This is a genomic window from Streptomyces pratensis, assembly GCF_037137275.1.
Classification (GTDB): Bacteria; Actinomycetota; Actinomycetes; order Streptomycetales; family Streptomycetaceae; genus Streptomyces; species Streptomyces pratensis_B.
The window spans coordinates 88,673-113,087 of sequence record NZ_JBBBEN010000103.1; the positions used below are offsets into that span (position 1 = coordinate 88,673).

Sequence of the window (24,415 nt, forward strand, 5' to 3'; positions counted from 1 at the left end):
GTCATGACATCCGAGAACGCGACGAACGCCACGGACCCGACGAACGCCACGGACGCCACGGACGCCACGGGTGCTGCGGCCCCCGAGGACACCGCGTCACTCGGTCTGATCCCGGCCCCGCGCAGGGTGAGCCGGGCGCGGCACGGGTCGGGGCCGTACCCGTTGGACGGGCGGACCCTCCTCAACGCCGCGCCGGGCGCCGAGGGCGTCGCCCGCTGGCTGCGCACCACCGTCGGCGCGGCCACCGGACTGCCCCTGGCCGACGGCGGCGCGGACGGCGACGCGGACAGCGGCATCGTCCTCTCGTTCGACGACGCGCTGGCGCCCGAGGCCTACCGCGTCGCCGTCGACGGCCGGGCCGTCCGCATCCGGGGCGGCAGCGCGGCAGGCCTCTTCTGGGGAGCGCAGACCCTCCGTCAGCTTCTCGGCCCTGACGCCTTCCGACGCGCCCCCCTCGCCCCCGGGCGCGCCTGGGAGGTGCCCGCCGTGGTCGTCGAGGACGAACCGCGCTTCGGCTGGCGCGGCATGATGCTGGACGTGGCCCGGCACTTCCAGTCCAAGGAAGACGTCCTGCGCTACCTCGACCTGCTGGCCGCCCACAAGCTGAACGTCTTCCACTTCCATCTCACCGACGACCAGGGCTGGCGCATCGAGATCAAGCGCTACCCCCGCCTGACCGAGGTCGGCGCCTGGCGCCCGCGCACCAAGTACGGCCACCGGGCGTCCGAGCAGTGGGACGAGACCCCGCACGGCGGCTACTACACGCAGGACGACATCCGCGAGATCGTCGCCTACGCCGCCGAACGGCATATCTCCGTCGTCCCGGAGATCGACGTCCCGGGCCACTCGCAGGCCGCCATCAGCGCCTACCCCGAGCTGGGCAACACCGACGTCATCGACACCACCGCCCTGGCCGTCTGGGACACCTGGGGCATCAACCCGAACGTCCTCGCCCCCACCGACGACACGCTGCGCTTCTTCGAAGGGGTCCTGGAGGAGGTGCTGGAGCTCTTCCCCGCCGCCACCTCGCCGTTCATCCACATCGGCGGCGACGAGTGCCGCAAGGACCAGTGGCAGCAGTCCCGGACGGCCAAGCAGCGCATCGTCGACCTCGATCTGAAGGACGAGGACGAACTCCAGTCCTGGTTCATCCGGCACTTCGACACCTGGCTCACCGCCCGGGGCCGCCGCCTCATCGGCTGGGACGAGATCCTCGAAGGCGGCCTGCCCGCGGGCGCGGCCGTCTCCTCCTGGCGCGGTTACGCGGGTGGCGTCGCGGCAGCGGAGGCCGGGCACGACGTGGTGATGTGCCCGGAGCAGCAGGTCTATCTGGACCACCGTCAGCACGGCGGCCCCGAAGAGCCGATGCCCATCGGCTACGTCCGCACCCTGGAGGACGTCTACCGCTTCGAGCCCGTCCCGCCGGGCATCTCGGAGGCGGCGGCCCGTCACATCCTGGGCACCCAGGCCAATGTGTGGACCGAGGTGATGCAGAACCGGGACCGCGTCGACTACCAGGTCTTCCCGCGCCTCGCGGCCCTCGCGGAAGTCGCCTGGTCCGCCCTGCCCGCGCCCGCAGAACGGGACTTCGCCGGCTTCGAGGCCCGGATGGCGGCCCACTACGCCCGGCTCGACGCCCTCGGCGTCGCCTACCGCCCGCCGGGCGGCCCGCTGCCGTGGCAGCAGCGCCCCGGAGTCGTCGGTCGCCCGATCGAGGGAGCGCCCCCGGTGGTGTGAGCCCGCGCCCGGCGCGAGCCCGCGCCCCAGCGGCCGGCCGCCGCGGTCCTGCGGGACCNGCGGCCGCCGTGCGTTCCGCGCCCCGGCGGCCCGATGGGTATAAGCCGTACGAACCTCGCTGAGGGGTAGCAATTCACCCTCCACGCCGAAGAGGTGCGAAACCGGAACATCCCGCAAGTCAGGGACGGAACCACCCTTCGTGGACCCTCGCGCCGACCCGCTCCGAAGATGTGCCAGAGTTGCCACGTCCGGGCTGTGAACACGTACCGTACGGCGCAACAGGCGGACAGCCGGGAGACCGGGAAGGGGCAGCTGGGTTGACCACGCAAGCACCGCAGGCGATGCACTCGGTGACGCTGCCGGCCTCACTCGACGAGGCCGTGGCGGCACTCGACGCCATGCCCGCGGCCGTACCGGTCGCGGGGGGCACGGACCTGATGGCGGCCGTCAACAAGGGGCTGCTGCGCCCCTCCGGGCTGGTGAGCCTCGGCCGGATCAGCGAGCTGCGCGGATGGCACTACCAGGACGGTCACGCACTGCTCGGCGCCGGCCTCACCCACGCCCGCATGGGGCGCCCCGACTTCGCCGCCCTCATCCCCGCGCTCGCCGCGTCCGCCCGCGCCGCCGGCCCGCCCCAGATCCGTAACGCCGGAACGCTCGGCGGCAACATCGCGACCTCCGCGCCCACCGGCGACGCTCTGCCGGTGCTCGCCGCACTGGAGGCCGACCTCGTCGTCGCGGGCCCCGGCGGCGCGCGGCGCGAGATCCCGGTGCCGCACCTGCTGGCCGGCCGCGACCTGTTGGAGCCCGCCGAGCTGATCGGCTTCGTCCGCGTACCGCTGCTGCACGCCCCGCAGGTGTTCTTGAAGGCCACCGGCCGCACCGGCCCCGGCCGGGCCACCGCCTCGGTCGCCATCGTGCTGGACCCGGCCCGGCGCGGGGTGCGCTGCGCGGTCGGCGCGATCGCCCCGATGCCGCTGCGCCCGTTGGAGGCGGAGCACTGGATCGCCTCGCTGATCGACTGGGACGGCGCGCGGGGCCTGGCCCCCGACGCGCTGGCCGCCTTCGGCGAGTACGTGGCCGCGGCCTGCATCCCGGACCACGCACCCCCGGCCGACGGATCAGAGGCGCCGCCGCTGTCCCCGGCCGTACTCCATCTGCGGCGCACCGTCGCCGCGCTCGCCCGACGCGCGCTGGGGAGGGCACTGTCGTGACCAATGAGGAACACGCCGACCAGCAGGGCCGTTCCGGCGGGCCCGACCCGCAGTACGGCGGCTGGGAGCCCACGCCGCAGAGCGGCGACTACGACGCCGACGCCACCGCGTTCGTCCACCTCCCGCCGGAGGACCTGGCGAACGTACCGCTGGCCGCGCCCGGTCAGGGGTACGTGCCGCCGATGATCCTGCCGCTGACCCCGGCCGCCGGCCTCGACCCGGCGGCGACCGGCAGCTGGGTGCTCCAGACCCAGAGCCAGCAGGCACAGGCCGAGTTGCGCGCCCAGGAGGCCGCCGGGCAGGAGCCCGAGGCCCAGGAGCCGGACGCGGTGCACTGGCCCGACCCGAACCAGCAGGGCGGCTACGGGGGCCCGTACCAGAACACGGCCCACGCCACGGCCCAGTGGAACTTCTCGCAGCCCCTCGGTGACGTGCCGCAGGACCCGCAGGCGGACCGGCACACGGCCCCGGCCGACCCGCCAGAGGCGACGGGCCCCTACGGCGACCACCGCGCGGGGCACGCGGAGCACCCGGGGCAGGCCGACCACGCGGGCCACCCGGGGTACGGCGGGTACGCGGAGCACTCCGGCCACTCCGACCACGTGAGTCACCCCGGCCACACCGGCCAGGGCAGTCCCTCCGTCTACGGCGACCATGCCGACCACGTCGACCAGAGGGACCGGTACGGCCACGGCGACCGTGCCGGGGAGGGCGGCCACCTCGGCCACGGCAGCCACCCCGACCAGAGTGACCACGGCCACCACGGCAGCCCCTTTGCCCCCGTGGACCACAGCGGCCACGCCGGTCACACCGGCCAGTGGACGATTCCGGTGGCGGACGGGAGCCTTCCGGACGAATCCGGCGAGTTCCTGGCTTCGGCGCATACCCCGCAGTGGTACCCGGAACCCCAGCCTCCGGCGACGCTGCCGGGCGGGGCTCCCGCCCCGTGGGCCACCTCGGAGCCGGAACCGGACCGGGTGCAGGCGGAGACGGGCCGGGCGCAGGAACCGGACCGGGCACAGGAAACGGACCCGTCGCCGGGACCGGAGCCGGAGGAAGCGCCCCAGGCGCCGCCGGCTCCATCGGAGGAACCGGAGGAGCCGACTGGACCGACGGAGCCTGTCGGGTCGACGACGGCGCCGCCGACCGAGGACGCGGCCCGGCACGCGATCGAGGACGCGACCGAGCACGCGACCGAGGATTCCTTCGAGCGGGCGGCGGGTCCGGCAGAGGAGCCGGCCCCCGACCAGCAGACGGAACCGGCAGCAGAGCGGACGGCTGACCCGGCGGGCGACCCGATGGTGGGCCAGGCAGCCGACCGGGCGGCGGACGTCGAGGCGGCGGACATCGAGGGGGCCCGCGCCCCCGAGACGGCCGCCGCGCCGGAGCCCGGCACCGCGCCCGAGGCCGCTCTCGACGTGACCGCCGTCCCCGTCGACGTACCGAGCGTGCACCCCTCCGCCTCCTACGTCCTGCACGTGAACGGCATGGACCGCCCGGTCAGCGACGCGTGGATCGGTGAGTCGCTGCTCTACGTGCTCCGCGAGCGCCTCGGCCTCGCCGGAGCGAAGGACGGCTGCTCGCAGGGCGAGTGCGGAGCGTGCAACGTCCAGGTGGACGGCCGCCTGGTCGCCTCCTGCCTGGTCCCCGCGGCCACGACGGCGGGCAGCGAGGTGCGGACGGTCGAGGGGCTCGCCGTCGACGGCGAACCCTCGGACGTCCAGCGCGCCCTGGCCGCGTGCGGAGCCGTCCAGTGCGGCTTCTGCATCCCCGGCATGGCCATGACGGTCCACGACCTGCTGGAGGGCAACCACGCCCCCAGCGAACTGGAAACCCGTCAGGCACTCTGCGGAAACCTGTGCCGCTGCTCCGGCTACCGGGGCGTGCTGGACGCGGTGGCGGACGTCGTGGCGGCCCGCGAGGCGAACGCGGAGGCGGCGGCCCCGTCCCAGGGCGAGGCGCGCATCCCGCACCAGGCCGCGCCCGGCGCCGGCGGTGTACAGCAGCGGCCCGAACCGAAGGAGGGGGACGCGCGGTGAACCAGGTACAGCGGCCCCACGCGACCCACCGGCTCACCCTCCGCCGCCGCACCGGCGGGGCGAACGACAAGGAGGCGGCGTGAGCGGCGACGCGGCCAACGCGACCAGCACCAGCCTGCCCAGGATCGACGCCACCGGCGGTCGCCCCGGCGACGGCCCGGGCCGGGAACAGCCCCTGCTCGGCCTCGGGGCCTCGCTGCCGGCCGTCGACGCCCGCGCGAAGACCGAGGGCACCTTCCCGTACGCGGCGGACCTCTGGGCCGAGGGCCTGCTGTGGGCCGCCGTGCTGCGCTCCCCGCACCCGCACGCGCGCATCCTGTCCATCGACACCTCGGGGGCAGATGAGATGCCCGGGGTGCGCGCGGTCGTCACGCACGAGGACGTACCGGGCGACGGCAACTACGGCCGGCACGTCGTGGACCGCCCGGTGTTCGCCTCGGACCTGGTCCGCCACCACGGCGAGCCGATCGCCGCGGTCGCCGCCGACCACCCGGACACCGCCCGGCTGGCCGCCGCGGCCATCGCGGTCCAGTACGAGGTGCTGGAGCCGGTCACGGACCCGGAGAGGGCGTTCGAGGCGGAGCCCCTCCACCCCGACGGCAACCTGATCCGGCACATCCCCCTGCGGTACGGCGACGCGGAGGCCACGGGCGAGGTCATCGTCGAGGGCCTGTACCGCATCGGCCGCCAGGACCCCGCGCCGATCGGCGCCGAGGCCGGTCTCGCCGTGCCCCGGCCGGACGGCGGCGTCGAGATCTACACCGCTTCCACCGACCCGCACACCGACCGCGACCTGGCGGCCGCCTGCTTCGGCCTGGAACCCGACCGGGTGAAGGTCGTCGTCACCGGAGTGCCCGGCGCGACCGGCGACCGCGAGGACCCGGGTTTCCAGATCCCGCTCGGCCTGCTCGCCCTGCGCACCGGCTGCCCGGTGAAGCTGGCCGCCTCCCGCGAGGAGTCCTTCCTCGGCCACACCCACCGCCACCCCACCCTCCTGCGCTACCGCCACCACGCGGACGCGGAGGGCCGGCTGGTCAAGGTGGAGGCACAGATCCTGCTGGACGCGGGCGCGTACGCCGACTCCTCCTCGGAGTCGCTGGCCGCCGCGGTGGCCTTCGCCTGCGGCCCGTACGTCGTTCCGCACGCCTTCATCGAGGGCTGGGCGGTGCGGACGAACAACCCGCCCTCCGGCCACGTACGCGGCGAAGGCGCGATGCAGGTCTGCGCGGCGTACGAGGGCCAGATGGACAAACTGGCCGCCAAGATCGGCATCGACCCGGCGGAACTGCGCCTGCGCAACGCCCTGTCGACGGGCGACATCCTGCCCACCGGCCAGACGGTGACCTGCCCCGCCCCGGTGGCCGAACTGCTCGACGCCGTACGCGACTTCCCTCTGCCCCCCCTTCCCCAGGACTCCTCGGAGGACGCCTGGCTGCTGCCCGGCGGCCCCGAGGGCGCGGGCGAACCGGGGGCGGTGCGCCGGGGTGTGGGGTACGGCGTGGGCATGGTGCACATGCTCGGGGCCGAGGGCGCCGACGAGGTCTCCACGGCCACGGTCCGGGTGCACGACGGCGTCGCCACGGTGATCTGCGCGGCGGTGGAGACCGGCCAGGGCTTCACCACCCTGGCCCGCCAGGTCGTCCAGGAGACCCTGGGCGTCGAAGAGGTCCACGTCGCCCCCGTCGACACCGACCAGCCCCCGGCGGGCCCGGCGACGCACGGCCGCCACACCTGGGTGTCGGCCGGGGCGGTGGAGCGCGCGGCGAAGATGGTCCGCACCCAGCTCCTCCAGCCGCTGGCCCACAAGTTCGGCATGTCCACGGAGCTGCTCCAGATCGCCGACGGCAAGATCACCTCGTACGACGGCGTCCTGTCCACGACGGTCACAGAGGCGCTGGACGGCAAGGAGCTCTGGGCCACCGCCCAGTGCCGCCCCCACCCCACGGAACCGCTGGACGAGGCCGGCCAGGGCGACGCGTTCGTCGGCCTCGCGTTCTGCGCGGTACGGGCGGTGGTCGACGTCGACATCGAGCTCGGCTCCGTCCGCGTCGTCGAGATGGCCGTCGCCCAGGACGTCGGCCGCGTCCTCAACCCGGCCCAGCTGGCCGTCCGCATCGAGGCGGGCATCACCCAGGGCATCGGCGCGGCCCTCACCGAGAACCTCCGCACCGCCCGCGGCCTGATCCGCCACCCCGACCTGACCGGCTACGCCCTCCCGACCTCCCTGGACGCCCCGGACATCCGCATCGTGAAGCTGGTGGAGGAACGCGACGTGGTGGCCCCCTTCGGCGCCAAACCGGCCTCCGCGGTCCCGGTCGTCACGGCCCCGGCCGCCGTGGCCTCCGCGGTCCGCTCCGCAACGGGCCGTCCGGTGAACCGGCTGCCCATCAGGCCGCAGGCGGCGGTTGCCACCCCCAAGGCCTGACCGGCTGATTGACGATGTGACACGCGTTGCACCTGCAACCCCGGGGTGCGCGCTGTCACCGATGCTGACTACTGTGATCCTCGAAGCTGTGCCAGCAGGACAACGGGGAGGGTGTTGTGGCGACGGGAGAGGGCTCCGACGGAGCCGGACCCTTCGGGGGGTTCATCGGGGGCGCCATCGCTGCCGCGCAGAGCACGGTCAACGAGCTGTACACCGAGTTGCAGTCCTTCACCAAGTTCCGTGACCGCATCGACGAGATCCTGGTGGACCTGAAGGCCTCGCCGGCGGGCCCCGAGAAGCTGGGCGAGGTCTCCATCGGCAAGACCCAGTTCGGCGATCCCGCGTGGGCGGAGGCATCCGGCCTGTTCGCCTCGTACGAGAAGGTCGTCGGCGAGCTGGAGAGCCTGTCGAAGCTGCTCTCGGCATCCATCGAGGGCATGGGCATCGCGGTGCTGGCGTCGCACAAGGGCTACGAGAACGTCGACGACGACATTCGCGCCCGCATGCTCGCCATCAAGGCGAGCGTGGAGGAGCACTACCCGAAGCAGGCCGGGGCCGGGGCGCCCGTGACCGCGCAGAGCCACCAGCCGGCAGAGGCGACACCGTCGCCCACGGCGTCCAGCGGCCTTTCCTGGGAACAGTGAGCACGCGTACGGCACGGGACCGGATGGGGGAGCAGCATGGGTAGCGGTTTCAAGGGCATGACCCACGAGAAAATGCTGGAGTGGCTGGACCAGGCCAACAGCGGTGCGGTCCGGGGAGCCGCCGACCGGCTGAAGTCCGCGGCAGAGGAGATCCACAAGATCGGTGAGGAGCTGAAGGTCCGCCCACAGATCGTGGAGTGGAAGGGCGAGGGCAACGACGCGTTCCGCACCTGGACCGCGAACCTGGCCAACGAGACCTTGCGCCTCGGCGACTACAGCGCGGGCGCGGCGTTGTGGCTCACCCAGGCTTCTCACGCGATCGCCCACGCTCAGGCGACGATTCCCCGCACCATCCACAAGGGGGCGGAGGCGAACCTCGAAGCGGCGCTGGCGGCGAAGAACGACCCGGACGCGGCGGCGGTGGTGAAGTCCGCCGAGGCGCAGATCGCGGCCAACGAATCGAACCGCCAAGAGGCCGTGCAGCGCATGAGGGCGCTGTCGGAGGCCTACAACCAGTCCACGATGGAGATGCGCCGACTGGAGCCGCCCAGGTTCCCACCGCCGCCGGACGCGGTGGCGCCGGGTGAGGGGGACCGCATTGCCAGATCACAACACCTCGGCGCAAGTCCGTCCGGTGGTGGCGACAGCTCTGCGGCCCAGGAGACATGGGGTCCGGTAACCGGCGGCGGTGGGAGCGCGGCCGGAGGCGGCACGGCCCTAGGCGCAGTAAGACCTGTGGTGCCGACACCACCGGCGGCTCCGGCGGTGCACATGGGGATCGACGGCGTCGCGACGCTTCCGGAGACGCCCACCGCGCCGTCAGCGTCTCCGGCACTCGCCCCGCCCGGTAGCGGAAGGACCGATGTCGGCCTTCCGCCGGTGTTGGGGGGAACATCGCCGATCCTGAACAAGAGCGTTGCGCCGCCATCGACGAACGGTGCAGGGCGGAGCGTAGCTGCTGTGCGCCCTCCGTTGTCCGCGTCCGGGCCAGGAGCACCGACCGTTGGGCAGACAGGGCGCTCCTCTCCTGCCAACGGCATCGTCGGTGGCCGCCCTGTCCCGCAGACGGCGGGACGGCCGATCGGCGGGCTGCCGCGTGGGACCGTGGTCGGAGCTGAAGGGGCCCAAGGAGCCCGTGCCCCCATGACACCGGTGACAGGCTCCGGCGTGGGCGGTGGTCAGAACGGCATCGTGGGTGGGCGGCGGCTCGCTGGCGAAGCCGGCGGAATGGTGGGCGGCCGCCCACAGCAGCCGGCCCCGATCAGCGGACGGGCTTTCACACCCGGGGGCACAGGTCTGATTCGAGGTGACAGATCAGGTGAGGGGGCGCGCAGCGCCAGTGCGATGGGGCGAGGGGCGATGAGCCCCCAGCGCGCTGGTGAGTCGCGCCGGAGTGAGGGCAGCGCGAGGCCTGACTACCTGACGGAGGATGAGGAGACGTGGCAGCAGGGCACCCGACGCGTAGTGCCGCCGGTTATCGACTGACCACCGCCTAGTAGGGGAAAGCATGTCCGCCAGCAGTCGAAGAAAAGTACACATCCATGCCGTTCTCTTCTCGGTGATCGGGCTGCTGGTGGGTGTTGCCGCACCGGCTCACGCGGACCCCATGAGGTCGAGACAGTGGCATCTCGACGCTATGAAGGCCGAAGAGATGTGGGCGATGAGCACCGGAGAGGGCGTCACGGTCGCAGTCATCGACACCGGTGTGGATGACGCGAACCCTGACCTGCAGGGGCGCGTGCTCGAAGGCCTGGATCTTGCCGTACGCACTCCGGGAGACGAGCACACGGACAGAGACGGCCACGGCACCGGTATGGCGGGGCTGATTGCTGGAACAGGAAAGAGAGACGGAGGGAACGGAGCGTTTGGCCTGGCCCCGGGGTCGAAGATCCTACCGATTCGCCTGACTCTTGCGGAGAAGGCAAAGAATGCTGCTGCAGGACTGAGGGAACGTAATAAGTCTGTGCCTGCTGCGATTCGTTACGCTGCGGATTCAGGCGCGAAGGTCATCAACGTCTCTCTGGCTTTCGGGGGAGGGTCGCCCAATCTGGAAGAATCCGTTGATTATGCTCTGGGTAAAGGTTCCCTGATCTTTGCCGGTGTCGGAAACGATGCTGAGGAGGGGAACGAAAAAATGTATCCGGCAGCCACCCCGGGGGTGGTGGGTGTGGGTGCGATCGGAAGAGACCTTCAGAAGGCCGCGTTCTCTCACCACGGCCCCCAGGTGGACCTTTCCGGGCCCGGGGTGGACATGGTTCATGCTTGTGGCGGCGGGAGCGGCCTGTGTGAGTCCTATGGCACCAGTGCCGCCACCGCCATCGCCTCGGCCTCCGCAGCTCTGATCTGGTCGAAGTATCCGGACTGGACGAACAATCAGGTCCTTCGCGTCATGCTCAACACGGCTGGCGGTCCGACCGATGGGGCCGAGCGCAACGACTACATCGGCTACGGCGCGGTGCGCCCCGGGGCGGCGCTGACGAAGCCGGGCGACCCCGGGCCGGCCGATGTCTACCCCCTGCCCGACCTGGCGGAGGCGGAGAAGGCCGGGGGGGAGAAGCGCGCCGGTGACGAGCCCCCCAAGGCTGCTGACGGCACCCCGGCGAGGCCCCAGGAGCCTGCCGTGGCGGCGCCGACCGGTGCTGGTGGGGGCGGCGGCACCGCCCTCTGGGTCGGCCTCGGCGCCGGGGTGGCGGCGCTGGCGGGTGCCGTAGCCGTCTGGGCGGTCAACCGCCGCCGACGCACCGCGGCCGCCGCCCCGGCAGCCCCGCAGCCGTATCCGCACCACCAGCATCCGCAGCAGCCGTACTCCCCCTACGGTTCAGCGCCGACCACCTCCCACCCCGATGCGTCCCACGGGCCTCCTCCGGGCCACGGCCCCGGCCCCGCCGGCTGAAGGGGGCAAGCCCCGCCCGGACTCGTACAGGGCGGAGGCCGGCCCGACGCTCTTCATGCCCTCGACGGGTCGGCGCTCCGGGCCGCACCGAAGGCACAGAGGGCGAGGCCCGTCACTGGTCGGCAGGAAGGCTGCGGGGGCACACCGGCATGGGGCAGGCCGACGGCATGGGCGGCGGCGGGTGTCCCGGCGAGGCGGGCGCCCAGCTCCGCCCGCAGGTCTCCTCGGACCGGGGCCCCTGGGGACTCACCTCCTGCGTCGCGTGCGATGGAGTGCCGCTCCGGGGGCGGCCTCCGCGGCGGAGCCGGTCGATTCGAGCTGCGTGATGACGGAATACGGGCTTGTCCCTCCCGCTGGAGCGTGATGGTGTCCCTGCATGGTTCCCCCGGGGCTGCCGCAGGGACGGAGCAGCCTGCTGAGTTCGCGGGGCGTCCGGGGGCCCGTCGAACGGAGTGCCTTTCCCCGCCTCGCCGCGAGGCGGGAAAACGCGACGAGGCAGGAACGATGTCGGTCATGGCTCCGATGCCCGCCCCGGTGGGCGAACCGGCGAACCGGCGAGCCGAGGTGTCCGATGGGTATCGATGAGATCTCAGGTGTCCCCCGTAGTCAGGTACGGAGCCCTTTTCGGCCATGTTCCGGAGGCTCGGCCACCAGAGCGGCCGGGTGACCGCGCGGACGCGGGACAGCCCTTAACGTGAGAGCATCGGCGGGAAAAGCAGCCAGGGTTTCACGGGATTCCATGACTGACTTCAGGGGGAAATGCATGACGTTCGACGCGGAATGGTCGGCACTGCGTACGGAGTCAGCCCAACGGTTCGATATGCGTCTCGCCAGTGTCCCTGCCGAGACCGGGGGATCGAAGGGGCCGTCCCAGCCGGATCTTGCCGTCGATGAGGGCGGCCTGGGAGCCGTCGGGCACGACGCGTACGAGCTGCGGACGCGGCTGTCGAAAGACGGCGACCACGCCCGCCCCGCGACGTTCGCCGCAGCCGTCGCGCTCACGAACAGCAACTTCACGGGCGGATCGGCGCTGTTGAAGGTCCACGACCGCTGGCAGACGCATCTCAGGACGCTCCTCGATTCCTGCGCGCAGATTTCGAACCACCTGAACTACACGAAGGCCGCCCACCAGAAGGACGACGCCCAGATCGCCGGCGACCTGCTCAGCGTCTCCAAACTCAACGAGTATCTGAAATAGGCCGCAGGGGAGTGGGCGTGCTGAAGTACGAGGACATCGTGGATGCTCCCGTCGGCAAGTTGAAGCAGGCCGCCGATGACTGGTCCGAGATGGTGACCAAGTTGGAGCGCCTTGCAGAGGTGGCGAACGACGGCATGAAGGCCAAGGCGGACAAGGCCGAATGGGAGGGGGTGAACGCCGGGGTCACCAAAGGGTTCATCGGGAAGACCGCCAAGGAGTTCAAGGACGCGTTGGCCGAGGCCAGGGGCGTCAAGCTCATCTTGGAGGATGCGCACACGGCCATCAAGAAGGCCCAGGACGATCTGGTGAACATCCGGGACGTGGAAGGGCGCGAGGCGGGCATCCACGTGGACGCCAAAGGCAGAGCCACTCCTCGGAAACCGCTGGAGGAGCAGGGGCAGGCGGCGCGGCACGACCCCGACTACCCCGAGCTGCTGCGTCGGCAGAAGGAGGCCGTCGAGAGCTGGCAGAAGAGGATCGACGTGATCGTCGACAACTGCAACGACACCGACGTCGCGTTCAAGAACGCCCTTGAGGCCAACGTCACCGAAGGCAAAGGCTTCGAGAGCCCGAAGTACAGGAGCCTGGACCACGAAGAAGTCGCCCGCGCCGTGGCCCTGGCAGAGAAGGGGCGTGGCATCACCCATGCCGAACTTCAGGCGTTCAACGAACTGATGCGCGACAACGCCCATTCGGTGGCGTTCGCGAAGGGGTTTTACGAGAAGCTGGGGCCCGAGAAGTCCCTCGCCTTCTTCGGGCAGCTGTCGACGGACACGCATGAGTACGGCAGGGTCGACAAGGAGCGGCTTGCGGATGTCCAGGCGCTCCAGCGCAATCTTGGTCTGAACCTGGCGACCGCCTCCCGTGACCAGGCCTTCTCGGCGGAGTGGGGGCCTGAGCTGCGCAGGCTCGGCACGGAGCGGATACCGCTGGCGAAGAACGACTACGGCGGCGCGTACGGTTACCAGCTCCTGGGCGGCATCATGCGATACGGGAACTATGACGCGAAGTTCCTCAATCCGATCGTGGAACATGTCGCGCAGCTGCACCAGAAGAGCCCGCATGTTTTCGCGAGTACCAACCAGGCCACTGCGTACATGGGGAATCCGTTCAACCCTTCGGGCCGGAACGGCTCGGGCTTCGACCCGACCACGGCCATGCTCGAGGCGCTGGGTCACAGCCCGGACGCCGCGAAAAGGTTCTTCACCGACGACCCTACTGCGTACAACGATGACGGCACGGTCGACGGGAGTCGCACCGCGGCTCTTGGCAAGGGGGGCGATGGAGAGGACATCGTCACCTACCTCGACTTCTTCGGCAACGAGAAGTGGAAAGCGTTCCCGGACACCGGTCATGACGCTCCGGGCGCGACGGATGCGACCCGTCAGTACATGCCGGATGCCCTCGGACGTGCCCTGGAGGCGGCGACCCTCGGATATCCGGCGGGCCATCCGGACTCCAGCGTGGTACGGGATGCCGAGAACGCGACCATCATGAAGACGGTCATGGAGAAGTACGGCGAGAACGGGGGGCTTCTCAAGCAGCATCAGGGGATGGCCGACAGCCTCGGCATCATGGGCGCCGGATACATCGATGACATCAACTGGGCGCTGGAAAAAGGGAAAGGGGACAGCGTTTTCGCACCGTCCCGGAACCTGGAGGGTCACATTCCCCTCGGCGACGGCGAGAGGGACGCCAGGGCCACCGCCCGCCGCTTCCTCAGTGTCCTCGGCCAGCATCCGGATGCCTATGCCACCCTCTCCACTGCGGAGCAGGTGTACGCGAGAAGCGTTCTCGAAGCCCAGGTGGGCCCCGACGGGAAGATCGACACGGGGGCGGCTCGTTCAGCTGTGCACGTTGGCGCCGAGGTGCAGGGCATGCTCGACCAGTCCCGGGCCGACCAGGTCGAGGCGAGTCATATGAAGAAGCATGAGGATTACGAGAGGGCCGTGGCCGAGCGTGCGGGCTGGGTGGAGTTCGGCGCGGCAGCGGGAATCGCGGCCGGTGTCGCCTTTCTCCCCGCCACCGCTGCGGTGGGTGCTGCTGCCGTGCTGATCCCGCTGGCGACCGACACCGTCAGTGGGGCTGCGGAACAGGTTGTCGGCCAGGTCGTGGGAGACATTTCGAACAGCGCGGTCGACAAGAGCAAGGAGAAGACCGAAGCCCTCGTCGAAGAGGACTGGAACAGGATCTACCGGTCCGGTGAAGCCATGGCGGAGGCTCCGATGGAAGAGTTCCTCGCGCGCCATACGACCAGAGAAGACTCCGATTTTCGCCAGGACATGCTGGAATCGATGCGCCTGGGTTATGCGACCGGAAATGACCGTGAGAACCAGCAGGGCGCAGGACCGGAGACGGGATGAAGTCTTTCCTCGGGGTGGCAGTGAAAGGTGCTGGGGTGGGCGAAGCGCGGTACAGGCGGGCGCTGACGGCCGCCCTGGTCGTGACTATCGGTGTTGGTGGTGTGGCGTGCGGGTCGGACTCGGACTCTCAGTCTCCTCACGTGGACGCGTCGCAGGTGTGTGACGGGATCTTCGCCGGTCGGTTGGAGAACACGCTTCAGGCTGTGGCCGGTGGAACCCTTTTTGGGCGAAGAAGTGCGGACAGTGTGGAGAGGGTGATTCAGAAGATCAAGGAGGGGTATGCGTCGGATCGCAGCTGGTTGACCAGTCAGAAGCTCTGCGAGATAACCGTAGAAGGTGAATCTCCCCGCGATGCGACCGTCATATCCTTCAGCATCTATGCGCCTCAAGATGTGGGGGACCCGGGGGACCCTGAGGGAACGCTGCGGTTTCCCCTGGGAAAGGAGGCTGTCGCCCGCACTCGTTCGGCCGGCCTCTATTTCGAATGCGTCAGCCCTCAGGTCGAAGGGTCGAAGGACCGTCCAGTTCGTATCCGCGGCGGGCTGGGGTACGCGGAGGATCGAGGCGATGCGGTCCAGAACCTGGTGGCCAACCTGACCGTCCTGCACGCCGCGTCCATCGCCGTGGCGAGAGAGCTTGAATGCGAGGAGGACGGCGGCCTTCCCGAGCGGCTGAGCCCTGACCTCCAGCCCCTGCCGTGAGCCGCGACCCATGGGCCGTGAACCATGGGGCGGCGGTCATCGGCCGGGGTGCCGGGGCGCCCCGCCCTGCTTCAGGCGCGATGCTCGGGACGCCCCGAGCCCGCGGAGGCTCACACCGGGTGACGGCCGGGGGCGAGGCGGACGTGGTCTCCGAGCCGGGGGTGTGCCGATGAGGGGCGAGCCGCACAAGGAGGGTTGATCCGCTGCCGGTGTTCGAGGCGGCCAGCCGGTCGACAGGCCTTTCCACGAGATCGCCCGAGTGGCGCAGGCGCCCCGGCCCTGGAGGCAGCGTCCGTCTGCCAACGGTGGACGACCAGGTCCTTCCAGCTCTCTGTGGTCGAAGACGGCGCTGTCGTCACGTTCGGCCCTTCCCCGGCCGCCCACGCCGTTCGCCCAGGCCCTCGCCCACTCCGTTCCACCCGCTGTCGGGCCTGTCGCCCCGCCGCCGGACCTACGACCAACGGCCGAGGGCGAGGGGGTACATCGACAGGGTTCAAACCGATTCATGCCCCTTACTCTGGGGCCATGACCGCCCTGGAACCGCGTGACGGCACCGATGCCGCGCGCCCCGCGCCCACCGCGACCGACCCCCTCCCCCCGGGCCCCCTGGCCGGCGGCCCCCTCGAAGCCGCCGGAGAAGGGGTCCTCGGGCGCACGTACCGGGCGCTCAGCGTCGGCATCGTCTCCGTCGTGTTCCTCATCGCGTTCGAGGCGACGGCGGTCGGTACGGCCATGCCGGTCGCCGCGCGGGAGCTGAACGGCATCCCGCTCTACGCGTTCGCCTTCTCCGCGTACTTCACCACCAGCCTCTTCGCCATGGTGCTCTCCGGGCAGTGGGCCGACCGGCGCGGGCCCCTCCAGCCGCTGGCCACCGGGATCACCGCGTTCGGCGCCGGGCTCCTGCTCTCCGGAGCGGCGTCCAGTATGTACGTCTTCATCGCGGGGCGGGCGGTCCAGGGCCTCGGCGGCGGGTTGGTGATCGTCGCGCTGTACGTGGTCATCGGGCGGGCCTACCCCGAACGCATCCGCCCCGCGATCCTCGCCGCCTTCGCCGCGAGCTGGGTGATCCCCTCCGTCGTCGGACCGCTGGCCGCCGGCACGGTGACCGAGCAGCTCGGCTGGCGCTGGGTCTTCGTCGGCATCCCCGCCCTCATCGTGGTCCCGCTGGCCCTGGCCCTTCCGGCGATCCGGCGGATGGCCTCCGGGCCCGCGGAGCCGGCCGCCGCGGCCGAGCCGTACGACCGGCGCCGAATCCGGCTGGCCCTCGGGATCTCGGCGGGGGCCGGGCTGCTCCAGTACGCCGGGCAGGAGCGGGACTGGCTCGCCCTCCTGCCGGCCGCGCTCGGCGTGGCCCTGCTCGTGCCCGCCGTGCGCGGGCTGCTGCCCGCCGGGACCGTGCGGGCGGCGCGCGGGCTGCCTTCGGTGGTCCTGCTGCGCGGGATCTCCGCCGGGTCGTTCATCGCGGCCGAGTCCTTCGTACCGTTGATGCTCGTGACCCAGCGCGGGCTCTCCCCGACGATGGCCGGGCTTTCGCTGGCCGTGGGCGGGGCGACCTGGGCGCTCGGTTCGTACGTGCAGTCCCGGCCGCGCATGGAGCCGCACCGCCAACGGCTCATGGTGACCGGCATGCTGCTCGTGGCCGCCGCGATCGTGGCGGCGCCCTCCGTGCTGATCGAGGCCGTGCCCGTCTGGACCGTCGCCGTCGCCTGGGCCTTCGGTTGCTTCGGCATGGGCATGGTGATCGCTTCGACCAGCGTGCTGCTGCTGAAGCTGTCGGCCCCTCAGGAGGCGGGCTCCAACTCCGCCGCCCTCCAGATCTCGGACGGGCTCTCCAACGTGCTGCTGCTCGCCACCGGCGGCGCGGCCTTCGCGGCGCTCGGCGGCGGGGCCGTGGGCGCGGCCGCCCACGGCGCGGTGGAGGCCGGCGCGACGGGCTCGCACCCGGGGGCGTTCGCGGCCGTGTTCCTTCCGATGGCGGGGGTGGCGCTGGTGGGGGCGTGGGTCGCTGTCCGGGTGCGGGAGAGGTAGCGCCGCCGCTTCGGCCCCACGACTCCCCACCTGCGTGGTGCGGCTGTGCCCCCGCGTCCCACGAGGACCGGCAGGAGGCTCCACCAAGACCGGCAGCAGCCGCCGTGAGGACCGGCAGCAGGCGCCGGGGCTCTCCGTGCCGAGCGGGAGGGCCGGAGCGTGTACGCCGTAGTGCTTCAGGCCGTCGACCGCTGTCCGCAGGCCGAGGCCGGCCGGGAGTCCGCCCGCCGGCTCGGTGTGAAGGACGCGGTGCGCCGCACCGGTCCTCCGCGGCGGCTGGGGGGAGGCGTGGGCGAGGCCCGGGACGGCCTGGACCTGGCGACGCAGCTCGCCCGCGGGTGGCGGCGGGGTCGCGGTGCGCGACCACGGGCTGCTCGGCTCGGCTGAGGGCCCGGCACGCCGCGCGATGTGAGCACGGTCTCCTCGGGCGGGGACGCGGCTCGTTCGTCACGGGTTTCGACCCGCCCCCGGTAGGGTGGCCCGGTTGTCGTATCGCGGGCCGCGTCGCACGGGCCCGGTCCGGTACGGACAGCGCCCCACGTACCCGAGAGCCCCGAACCGGAGACCGTGACTACTACCACCGCCTCCCACCACCTCTCACCCGCCTTTCCCGGCCGCGCCCCCTGGGGCACCGCCGGGAAGCTGCGAGCCTGGCAGCAGGGGGCCATGGAGAGGTACATCCAGGAGCAGCCGCGCGACTTCCTCGCCGTCGCGACCCCTGGCGCCGGCAAGACCACGTTCGCGCTCACCCTCGCCTCGTGGCTGCTGCACCACCATGTCGTCCAGCAGGTCACCGTCGTCGCCCCGACCGAGCACCTCAAGAAGCAGTGGGCGGAGGCGGCCGCACGGATAGGCATCAAGCTGGACCCGGAGTACAGCGCCGGGCCCCTGAGCAAGGAGTACCACGGGGTCGCCGTGACCTACGCGGGTGTCGGCGTCCGCCCGATGCTCCACCGCAACCGTTGCGAGCAGCGCAAGACGCTCGTGATCCTGGACGAGATCCACCACGCCGGTGACTCGAAGTCCTGGGGCGAGGCATGCCAGGAGGCGTTCGACCCGGCGACCCGGCGGCTCGCGCTGACCGGTACCCCGTTCCGCTCGGACACGAATCCGATCCCCTTCGTCGCGTACGAGGAGGGCAACGACGGCATCCGCCGCTCCTCGGCCGACTACACCTACGGGTACGGCAACGCGCTCGCCGACGGCGTCGTGCGTCCCGTGATCTTCCTCAGCTACAGCGGCAACATGCGCTGGCGTACCAAGGCCGGGGACGAGATCGCCGCCCGGCTCGGCGAGCCGATGACCAAGGACGCCATCGGGCAGGCATGGCGCACCGCGCTCTCGCCCACCGGCGAGTGGATTCCCAACGTGCTCGCCGCCGCCGACAAGCGGCTCACCGAGGTCCGCAAGGGCATCCCGGACGCGGGCGGGCTCGTCATCGCGACCGACCAGGAGTCGGCGCGCGCGTACGCCAAGATCCTCAAGAAGGTCACCGGCGAGACGCCGACCGTGGTCCTGTCCGACGAGAAGGCGGCGTCGAAGAAGATCGACCGGTTCAGCGACGACGAGTCGCGCTGGATGGTCGCCGTCCGCATGGTGTCCGAGGGCGTCGACGTGCCCCGCCTCGCCGTCGGCGTGTACGCGACGACGATCTCGACGCCGCTCTTCTTCGCCCAGGCCGTCGGACGCTTCGTGCGCTCCCGCCGTCGCGGCGAGACGGCCTCCGTCTTCGTGCCGACCATCCCGATGCTCCTCGACTTCGCCAACGAGATGGAGATCGAGCGGGACCACGTCCTCGACAAGCCGAAGAAGGGCGGCGAAGAGGAGAACCCGTTCTCGGAGGAGGACAAGCTCCTCGCCGACGCCGAGAAGCTGGAGGACGAGGAGACCGAGGACCAGCTGCCCTTCGAGGCGCTGGAGTCCGACGCGGTCTTCGACCGGGTGCTGTACGACGGCGCCGAGTTCGGCATGCAGGCCCACCCCGGAAGCGAGGAGGAGCAGGACTACCTGGGCATCCCGGGTCTCCTCGAACCCGACCAGGTGCAGTTGCTCCTCCAGAAGCGGCAGAGCCGGCAGATCGCCCACAGCCGTCAGCGGCCGGCCGAGGAGGCCGACCTCCTGGAGAAGCCGGCCGAGTCCCGCCCCGTGGTCACCCACAAGCAGCTCCTCGGGCTCCGCAAGCAGCTCAACACGATGGTCTCCGCCTACACCCACCAGAGCGGCAAACCCCACGGCGTGATCCACACCGAGCTGCGCCGGGTGTGCGGCGGCCCGCCGAGCGCGGAGGCGACCGCGGGGCAGATCCAGCAGCGCATCGCGAAGGTGCAGGAGTGGGCCACGCGCATGACGTGACCCCCCGGACCGCCGCCGTCGGCCCGTGCCGGAGCGATCCGCTCCCACACGGGCCGACCGCGTTCCGCGTGGGTCGGTGGCGCCTGCGCCGGGGTGCGCCCGCCGAAATTTCACCGGCGTTCGTTCACGGTGTGTTAACGGCGGTTCACGCCCGGGAGCGAGTGGACATCTCGGCGTCATGACACGTTAACGCGCGTAGATGTTCGCTTTCCGGACGCCGTCGCGCTGACCGGCGGCAATCCGCGGGCCGCGACCGGGGCCCGCGCCCGGAGACCGGATTCTGGACGAGGACTTCCGCTCAGCGGACTGGCTCGCTACTGTCCCCGCCATATGAACGCCCCGTGGCAACGCCGCCGCGGAGCGCAGCCGGTGCCTTGCCAGATCGGCGGCCTCTCCGTGCGTCGCCGCTGGGACCGGCGCCGCTACCCCCGGAGCAGGACCGCCGTCGCTCACCCCGAAGAGGAGAGGGCGTCGTGACAGCGGAGACTTCCCAGACGCTCGACCGAGGACTGCGCGTCCTCAAACTGCTCGCCGACACCGATCACGGCCTGACCGTCACCGAGTTGTCCAACAAACTCGGCGTCAACCGGACCGTCGTCTACCGTCTGCTCGCCACTCTGGAGCAGCACGCCCTGGTACGGCGCGATCTCGGTGGCCGCGCCCGGGTCGGTCTCGGGGTGCTGCGCCTCGGCCGGCAGGTGCACCCGCTCGTCAGGGAAGCCGCGCTGCCCGCGTTGCGCTCCCTGGCCGAGGACATCGGGGCCACCGCCCACCTCACCCTCGTCGACGGCAGCGACGCGCTCGCGGTCGCCGTCGTCGAGCCCACGTGGACCGACTACCACGTGGCCTACCGGGCCGGCTTCCGGCATCCGCTGGACCGGGGCGCGGCGGGCCGGGCCATCCTGTCCGCCCGGCAGGCGACGGATTCCGGTCACCCCGGCTACACCCTCACCCACGGCGAGCTCGAAGCCGGCGCCAGCGGGGCGGCCGCGCCCCTGGTCGGGGTCTCGGGCGTGGAGGGCAGTGTCGGCGTGGTCATGCTCGCCGACGCCGTACCGGAACGGGTCGGACCCCGCGTCCTCGACGCCGCGCGCGAAGTGGCCGACGCGCTGCGGTAGCCGTCGGCCCGGCGACCGGGGCGACACGGCCGACGGCCCCGGCTGCCAGCAGCGGCGGCCCGGCCGGAGCGGGCCACGGGGCCGACCGGTCGGCCCCGTGGCCGTGCGGAGCAGGGGCGCGCGTCGCGCGCCGGTGGCGCGGGTGCGCCCGGTCGCGGTGGGGCCGCCCGGGGGCTGCGCCTGGCGGGTTCCCGCCGGGGCGCGGCGGTTAGATTGGGTGCGTGCTCACTCGCCTCTCGCGCCCCCGCGCGCTCGCCCTCTGTGCGCTGCCCGTCCTCGCCCTGTTCGGCACGGCGGCCTTCGCGCCGCTCCCCTTCACCCTGGCTCGGCCCGGGATGACCGCGGATGTGCTCGGCCAGGTCGACGGCCGGCCGGTGCTCACCATCACCGGCGCGACCACCCGGCCCACCGAGGGGCAGCTGCGCATGACGACGATCCTCGCCACCGGGCCGAAGGCGGACGTCGGCATCGGCGAGGTGGTCGACGGCTGGTTCCGTCACGACCGGGCGGTCATGCCCCGGGACTCCGTCTACCCCACCGGCGGGTCGGAGAAGGAGATCGAGCGGCACAACCTCGACGACATGAAGGAGTCGCAGGACGTCGCCGTCGACGCCGCCCTCGACTACCTGGACCGGGAGCCCGGTGCGTTGCGGGTCGCGGTCGACCTCGGTGACGTCGGCGGTCCGAGTGCCGGGTTGTTCCTGGCCCTCGGCATCATCGACAAGCTCGACGGCGACGGTTCCGGCGGCGGTCTGACGGGGGGGCGCACCATCGCCGGAACGGGGACGATCAGCGCGGACGGCGAGGTCGGCGCGGTCGGCGGGGTGTCCATGAAGGTCCAGGGCGCCCACCGCGACGGGGCGACCGTCTTCCTCGTGCCGAAGGCGGAGTGCGGCGAAGCGGAGGCCGAACGGCCGGACGGCCTGAGGGTCGTGCCGGTCTCCACGCTGAAGGACGCGGTCAGCTCGTTGCGGGCCCTGGAGGACGGCGGGAAGGTTCCGAGCTGCTGACCGCGGCCGGCGGCGACCCCGCTGCGGCAGCCGCGGACACCGCCGGCCCCGCCTTCTGCGGGGCGTCCATCGTCCGCCAGGACGGGAACACCAGCGGGCTCAGTGTGGCCAGAAGGTACACCCCGCCCATCAACAGCAACGCCCCCCTCGCCCTCGCGGAGCTCGGTGCCGTAGGAGCGCAGCGATACCGGGGCCTCGGCGGGGCGCGGCTCGGCCGCGCGCACGCCCCGTACCCCGGTGGTGATGAGCAGGGCGGAGAGCCCGAACGTCGCGGCGTCCAGCAGGAGGACGGTCTCCGCGCCGACGAAGGCGATGAGGACGCCGGCCAGCGCCGCGCCGACCATCCGAGCCCCGCGCGAGACCGCGTCGAAGAGGCCGGCCGCGCGGGGGAGCGTGGTGCCGGCGTGTTCGGCCAGGTCCGGTATCAGCACGTAGCGCGCGGTGTTGCCCGGGGTGTGGGCGAACCCGTTGAGCCCCATCAGCGTGCACAGCATCCAGAAGTCGAGGGCGCCGACGGCGTGCGACAGCGGGATCGCTGCGATGGCCAGGGCGCATACGGCGTCGGAGGCGATGGCGGTCCGGCGGCGGCCGATCCGGTCGATCACCGGCCCGCCCACGAGGGCGGCGACGACGATCGGCAGGGTGGCGCAGAACGCGACGAACCCGGCGCGGCCCGCGCTGCCGGTTGTCTCCAGGACGAACCACGGGACGCCGATCAGGGTGAGGGAAGTCCCCGCCGTCGAAATGGAGTTGGCCGCGAGCGTGGCGGCGAGCGGGGTGCGTCGCCCCATGGTCGTGCCTTCCCCGGGCCCGTGTGCCGGCCCGTTACGCCGTGTGGAACGTGTGCGCGGCGGGCGGTTTCGCCGTCCGGCTCCGGACCAGCCGGAGGCCTGCCTCGACCAGGGCCCAGCCGATCCGGGTGCGCAGATCGGTCCGGGCGCGCAGACCGGTCCGGGGGAGGGGTAACGCCGCCGCACGCCGGAGTTCGGCGGATCTGGCCGAGTGCAGGACGTGGTGGATGTCCGCGTGCATCAGGTGCTCCTTGGGGGTGGGGGCTGCCCGGGGCGGGGCGCTCAGGTGGAGGGGCGGGGGAAGGCGTGCAGATGGGTTCGGACCACGGCCGAGCCCTCGGTGTCCTCCGGGACGCGGTCCCGGTAGCTCTCCATGAGCGCGTGGACCTTCTGGGCCAGCTCCAGCGCGAGGGCGGGGGTGAGGCGCAGCTTGAAGTCGCTCATGTCCCAGCTCCGCTGCCACTCCTGAGGCCAGTCGTCCATCGTGCCCAGCCAGGTGTTCAGCTCCTGGGCGTGGGTGGTGGCCGTCTCGTGCAGGACGAAGTCGATGGCCCCGCGCACCTCCGGGTCGGCGTGCGTCCGGAAGTCGGCGCTCTCGAACGTGGAGCCCTCGTGCATCGCCCGCCACCAGCGCTCGCGGCCCTTGCCCAGCTCCGGGGCGTCCTCGACCAGCCCGCTCTCCGCCAGCCGGCGCAGGTGGTAGCTGGTCGCGCCGCTGGACTCGCCCAGCCGCTCGCCGAGCCGGGAGGCGGTGGCGGGGCCGAACTCGCGCAGGGCGTTCAGCAGCCGGATGCGCAGGGGGTGTGCGATCGCCCGCAGCGCACGGGCGTCGACCTGGTGCACTCTCCGGTCGGCGCCCGCATGGCGGTGTGGGCGGCGGTCGTCCTCGTTCTCTGCCATGCGCTCGACCGTAGACGTGCAAAGAATGCTTTGCAAGCTTCTTTTTGCACGCTCTTCCTCTGCGCAGGGACCCAGCCGCTCGCCGGACCTCAGCCCTCCTTGATGAACCCCTCCGCCACCAGCCACTCCTTCGCCACCTCGTGCGGGTCCTCGCCCTCCACGTCCACCTTCGCGTTCAGCGTCCGGGCGACCTCGGTCGTCAGCTTTCTGCTGAGCGGCGCCAGCAACTCCGCGATCTGCGGATACTTCTCGAACGTCGCCTCGTGGATGACCGCGGACGCGTTGTAGTTCGGGAAGAAGTCCCGGTCGTCCTCCAGGACGTCCAGGTCCATGGCCTCGATGCGGCCGTCGGTGGTGAACACCTCGCCCAGCAGGCAGGAGTCGGACGCGGCGACCTGGGTGTAGATGATCCCGGCGTCCATCTTCCGGATGTCGGCCGCCGGGATGTCCATCCCGTACTCCTTCTCCATGCCGGGCAGCCCGTCGTCGCGGGAGGCGAACTCGTTCTCCACGCAGAGCGTCACCGCGCCCGGGTTCTCCTCTGCCAGGGAGGCCAAGTCCGAGAGGGTCTTCAGCCCGTACCTGGCGTTGTTCTCCTTGCTGATGGCCAGTGCGTACGTGTTGTCGAGCGGGGCCGGCGGCAGCCAGACCACCCCGTTCGCCCGGTCCTCGTCGCGGACCGCCTCGTACTGCTCCCGCGGGTCGGCGATGGGGTCGGCGTGGCCGAGGAAGGTGATCCAGCCCGTGCCGGTGTAGTCCCACTGCGCGTCGGCGTCGCCGTTGACGATGGCCTCGCGGGCGCTGATCGAACCGGGCAGGTTCGTACGGTCCAGGACCTCCGCCCCGGCCGCCTTGAACACCAGACCGGTCATCTGCCCCAGGATGATGTTCTCGCTGAAGTTCTTCGAGGTCACCGTCAGCGTCGCGCCCTTGAGCGGCTCGCCCTGCCCCACCGATCCCGGCGCCACGTCGTCCACCATCGGCGAACCGCTCTTGAGGCCG

The 24,415-nt window shown here is 71.7% G+C and carries 17 protein-coding genes and 1 pseudogene; 14 read left to right on the forward strand and 4 right to left on the reverse strand.

Annotated elements, in window-relative coordinates; all coding sequences use genetic code 11:
• The first annotated feature begins 3 nt into the window (after positions 1-3).
• From V9U70_RS29540 to V9U70_RS29605, 14 genes are all read left to right on the forward strand, one after another.
• Positions 4-1,737, forward strand: a complete 1,734-nt coding sequence (locus V9U70_RS29540) for a beta-N-acetylhexosaminidase (protein WP_336680237.1) — start codon at positions 4-6, stop codon at positions 1,735-1,737.
• Positions 1,738-2,054: 317 nt separating this feature from the next.
• The gene (locus tag V9U70_RS29545; RefSeq protein ID WP_336680238.1) at positions 2,055-2,951 is read left to right on the forward strand and encodes an FAD binding domain-containing protein; all 897 of its coding nucleotides are present in this window, start codon (positions 2,055-2,057) and stop codon (positions 2,949-2,951) included.
• Positions 2,948-4,990: a 2Fe-2S iron-sulfur cluster-binding protein gene (locus V9U70_RS29550; RefSeq protein ID WP_336680239.1), complete on the forward strand. Its 2,043-nt coding sequence runs from the start codon at positions 2,948-2,950 to the stop codon at positions 4,988-4,990. Before V9U70_RS29545 ends, V9U70_RS29550 begins: the two co-directional genes overlap by 4 nt.
• 79 nt (positions 4,991-5,069) lie before the next feature.
• Positions 5,070-7,415: a xanthine dehydrogenase family protein molybdopterin-binding subunit gene (locus V9U70_RS29555; RefSeq protein ID WP_336680240.1), complete on the forward strand. Its 2,346-nt coding sequence runs from the start codon at positions 5,070-5,072 to the stop codon at positions 7,413-7,415.
• A 116-nt stretch (positions 7,416-7,531) separates the two neighbouring features.
• On the forward strand, positions 7,532-8,059 hold the full coding sequence (locus V9U70_RS29560; RefSeq protein ID WP_336680241.1) for a hypothetical protein: 528 nt from the start codon (positions 7,532-7,534) through the stop codon (positions 8,057-8,059).
• A 36-nt stretch (positions 8,060-8,095) separates the two neighbouring features.
• On the forward strand, positions 8,096-9,544 hold the full coding sequence (locus tag V9U70_RS29565; protein ID WP_336680242.1) for a hypothetical protein: 1,449 nt from the start codon (positions 8,096-8,098) through the stop codon (positions 9,542-9,544).
• A 22-nt stretch (positions 9,545-9,566) separates the two neighbouring features.
• The gene (gene mycP, locus V9U70_RS29570; protein ID WP_336680243.1) at positions 9,567-10,952 is read left to right on the forward strand and encodes a type VII secretion-associated serine protease mycosin; all 1,386 of its coding nucleotides are present in this window, start codon (positions 9,567-9,569) and stop codon (positions 10,950-10,952) included.
• Between the two features lie 763 nt (positions 10,953-11,715).
• Positions 11,716-12,150, forward strand: coding sequence for a hypothetical protein (locus tag V9U70_RS29575; RefSeq protein ID WP_336680244.1), 435 nt, complete (start codon positions 11,716-11,718; stop codon positions 12,148-12,150).
• Between the two features lie 17 nt (positions 12,151-12,167).
• On the forward strand, positions 12,168-14,513 hold the full coding sequence (locus tag V9U70_RS29580) for a hypothetical protein (RefSeq protein WP_336680245.1): 2,346 nt from the start codon (positions 12,168-12,170) through the stop codon (positions 14,511-14,513).
• Positions 14,510-15,214: a hypothetical protein gene (locus V9U70_RS29585; RefSeq protein WP_336680246.1), complete on the forward strand. Its 705-nt coding sequence runs from the start codon at positions 14,510-14,512 to the stop codon at positions 15,212-15,214. Before V9U70_RS29580 ends, V9U70_RS29585 begins: the two co-directional genes overlap by 4 nt.
• A gap of 525 nt (positions 15,215-15,739) precedes the next feature.
• A complete protein-coding gene (locus V9U70_RS29590) occupies positions 15,740-17,242 on the forward strand; it encodes an MFS transporter (RefSeq protein ID WP_336680247.1) in 1,503 nt (500 codons plus the stop codon).
• A 567-nt stretch (positions 17,243-17,809) separates the two neighbouring features.
• A complete protein-coding gene (locus V9U70_RS29595) occupies positions 17,810-19,594 on the forward strand; it encodes a DEAD/DEAH box helicase (protein ID WP_336680248.1) in 1,785 nt (594 codons plus the stop codon).
• 473 nt (positions 19,595-20,067) lie between these two features.
• Positions 20,068-20,712 (forward strand): IclR family transcriptional regulator, encoded by a 645-nt coding sequence (locus tag V9U70_RS29600; protein WP_118905725.1) that lies wholly within the window; start codon positions 20,068-20,070, stop codon positions 20,710-20,712.
• A 221-nt stretch (positions 20,713-20,933) separates the two neighbouring features.
• Positions 20,934-21,722 (forward strand): S16 family serine protease, encoded by a 789-nt coding sequence (locus tag V9U70_RS29605; RefSeq protein WP_336680249.1) that lies wholly within the window; start codon positions 20,934-20,936, stop codon positions 21,720-21,722.
• Between the two features lie 149 nt (positions 21,723-21,871).
• On the opposite strand, the pseudogene V9U70_RS29610 reads toward V9U70_RS29605, so the two are convergent.
• The 4 genes and pseudogenes from V9U70_RS29610 to V9U70_RS29625 all read right to left on the reverse strand — a co-directional run.
• A pseudogene (locus tag V9U70_RS29610) lies at positions 21,872-22,513 on the reverse strand (MFS transporter); the annotation flags it as partial.
• Positions 22,514-22,547: 34 nt separating this feature from the next.
• Entirely contained in the window at positions 22,548-22,754 is a 207-nt protein-coding gene (locus V9U70_RS29615; protein WP_336680250.1) for a hypothetical protein, read from the reverse strand.
• Between the two features lie 41 nt (positions 22,755-22,795).
• Positions 22,796-23,413, reverse strand: coding sequence for an ArsR/SmtB family transcription factor (locus tag V9U70_RS29620; RefSeq protein ID WP_336680251.1), 618 nt, complete (start codon positions 23,411-23,413; stop codon positions 22,796-22,798).
• A gap of 89 nt (positions 23,414-23,502) precedes the next feature.
• Entirely contained in the window at positions 23,503-24,393 is an 891-nt protein-coding gene (locus V9U70_RS29625; protein WP_336680412.1) for a glycine betaine ABC transporter substrate-binding protein, read from the reverse strand.
• Positions 24,394-24,415: the final 22 nt, after the last annotated feature.

Coding starts and splice junctions, on each gene's coding strand:
- V9U70_RS29625 (WP_336680412.1), bottom strand. CDS start 24,393: ATGGTGGACGACGTGGCGCCGGGATCGGTGGGGCAGGGCGAGCCGCTC.
- V9U70_RS29565 (WP_336680242.1), top strand. CDS start 8,096: ATGGGTAGCGGTTTCAAGGGCATGACCCACGAGAAAATGCTGGAGTGG.
- V9U70_RS29575 (WP_336680244.1), top strand. CDS start 11,716: ATGACGTTCGACGCGGAATGGTCGGCACTGCGTACGGAGTCAGCCCAA.
- mycP (WP_336680243.1), top strand. CDS start 9,567: ATGTCCGCCAGCAGTCGAAGAAAAGTACACATCCATGCCGTTCTCTTC.
- V9U70_RS29585 (WP_336680246.1), top strand. CDS start 14,510: ATGAAGTCTTTCCTCGGGGTGGCAGTGAAAGGTGCTGGGGTGGGCGAA.
- V9U70_RS29540 (WP_336680237.1), top strand. CDS start 4: ATGACATCCGAGAACGCGACGAACGCCACGGACCCGACGAACGCCACG.
- V9U70_RS29620 (WP_336680251.1), bottom strand. CDS start 23,413: ATGGCAGAGAACGAGGACGACCGCCGCCCACACCGCCATGCGGGCGCC.
- V9U70_RS29615 (WP_336680250.1), bottom strand. CDS start 22,754: ATGCACGCGGACATCCACCACGTCCTGCACTCGGCCAGATCCGCCGAA.
- V9U70_RS29590 (WP_336680247.1), top strand. CDS start 15,740: ATGACCGCCCTGGAACCGCGTGACGGCACCGATGCCGCGCGCCCCGCG.